This is a genomic window from Roseibium sediminis, from assembly GCF_008711325.1.
Taxonomy (GTDB): Bacteria; Pseudomonadota; Alphaproteobacteria; order Rhizobiales; family Stappiaceae; genus Roseibium; species Roseibium sediminis.
In genome coordinates, this window is record NZ_VXDB01000066.1 from 1 (window position 1) to 2109 (window position 2109).

Annotated in this window: 2 protein-coding genes; one reads left to right on the forward strand and one right to left on the reverse strand. The window is 53.2% G+C overall.

The genetic code is table 11. From position 1 onward, the window contains the following. Positions 1 to 393 precede the first annotated feature (393 nt). The gene (locus F0155_RS23620; RefSeq protein ID WP_192913870.1) at positions 394 to 558 is read right to left on the reverse strand and encodes a hypothetical protein; all 165 of its coding nucleotides are present in this window, start codon (positions 556 to 558) and stop codon (positions 394 to 396) included. Between the two features lie 607 nt (positions 559 to 1165). On the opposite strand from F0155_RS23620, the gene F0155_RS23030 reads away from it, so the two are divergent. After that, on the forward strand, positions 1166 to 2109 hold a 944-nt coding region (locus tag F0155_RS23030; protein WP_150526908.1), incomplete at its 3' end, for a tyrosine-type recombinase/integrase.

Consider the following 2109-nt stretch of genomic DNA (forward strand, 5'->3'; position numbering starts at 1 on the left):
TTTTATCGGGTAGGTTTTCAGCCCATCACTCAGCCCATCAATTGAATTGCATTTCCACACCCCTTACTCGCGTGTGATTTTTTTGCGTCTTCTCGTTGCATGTAACCGCAAATCCATTTAACCAAGATTATGGCTGATCGTTTGATCTAATTCACGATCAGTCACCCCAAGCGCAAGAGTGCTTGTATTCCAACACCGCCCTGAAACGGGGGCGGAGAAGGACGTACAAATGCACGCGCCTCTGCAAGACGAATTGTTTCCCGCACATTGTCCTGAACCTTCTGACACCGCGCCTACTGGCCGTGGCGGTTCCCGCTCGGAGAGCCAAAGTCTCCGCTCTTCTGAGGGTAAAGGAAATAGGAGCTTCAAAGCGTCTCAGCTCCCTGGCCACGGTCAGGAGCGGAATTCCAAACCTGCATCGCCGCGTCCATCCCCACAGAACAAGACTTCCGGGTCTAACTCAGCTCCGACCAACCAGAGATATCTGGCCGTCGATGATGTTGCACAAATGTTCGCCGTCAGCGTACCGACGATCTGGCGCTGGGCGAAGGAAAACATCGATTTCCCATCTCCCCATAAGCTCTCCCCCGGCACATCGCGCTGGTGTCTTTGTGAACTTCAAGCGTTTGAAGCCAAAGTTCGGAGAGCAAAATGATGAGCACTTCGACTTCTCGACCAAGCGGCAAAAAAAGCAAGCGCTCACGTGTAGCCCGGTCCAACTGGCTTTACACGCAACAGGATGTTCAATCCCTTTATGGCGTTTGCCGAAACACGGTTCTGAACTGGATGAAGTACGGCCTGAGATCGATTGAGACCGAAAGGCGTCTGTTCCTTGGAGCTGAACTGAACAGCTTCCACTCAATGCGGAAAAGGCAGGTCAAGTCACCCTGTGGCCGGTTTGAGATCCACTGCACCAGCTGCAAGGGCAAGCACTCATTGCTGATAGAGCCCTTCGATGTGGCTGAGGCCGGTCGTTCCAGAACCCGTGTATCACTGACTTGCCCAGAGACCGGCGGCAAGGCCAGTTCCTTCCTTCGCGAGACGGATTTGGAGGAATTGAGACACCACCTTGAATCCAAATTGAGTGCCGAGACTCCCGTATAAGGTGTCTCTTCTCTCCCTACTCAATTTGGGCAAATCCCACCCTATCGATGAGATAAAAGACATGCAGCCCGACACTGCCTGGATGATTTTCCAGTACCAACAGCACATGAAGGAGGCGCTGGGCCTCAATGACAAGACCATTGATGCGCGCATGCGGCATGTCATTGAGTTCACCTGTGGTTTGGACGACAAACCACTCCGAAACATCTCCAAGGATGACATTGCCTGCTTCAAGGCGCGTTTGATTGAGGTTGATACAGATGTATCGAATCCGGGGAATCAGAAGGCCGCCGCCACGATTGTGCAGACATGCCAGAACTTGAAGGCCTTCATGGACTGGCTCGGTCACCAGAGCGGCTACCGATCTATGGATCGAGACCTTCCGAACTATTGCAAGCCTTCTCGCCACCATGTTGCTTTGTCCAAGGTCAAGTCAGACAAACACGTTCCCAATGCTGACGAGATCCGAACGCTTCTTGCGAGCATGCCCAAAGTTACCAACCAGCACAGGCGGGATCGGGCCATCGTGGCATTTTTGTTTTTGACCGGTGTACGGGATGCAGCCCTCATCAGCTTGCGTTTGAAGCATGTCGATCTGGAGAACCGTCTTGTCTTTCAGGATGCAAAAGAGGTTCGAACCAAATTCTCCAAGACGATGACAACCTTCTGGTTCCCGGTTGGCGAGGACATTGGGCAGATTGTCACCGACTGGATAAACGAGCGTCGGGCCACTGCATCTTCAGAAAACGAACCTGTCTTTCCGCGCTCGCCCAGCGCGATCCCGGTCAAAAGTAGTGAAAGCCAATTTTGGCAGACTGCAGCACCTGTCCGGCACATCCTGAAACAGGCCACGGCAAAAACCGGGCAGACGTACTTCGTGCCGCATGCTGTCAGATCGACACTCGCCCTGATGATCGACGCGATTGCAACGACGTTTGAGGAGCGCAAGGCCCTCAGCCAGAATCTAGGTCACGAGCATATGCGAACAACCGAGGAGCACTATGG

Coding starts and splice junctions, on each gene's coding strand:
- F0155_RS23620 (WP_192913870.1), bottom strand. CDS start 558: ATGTTTTCCTTCGCCCAGCGCCAGATCGTCGGTACGCTGACGGCGAAC.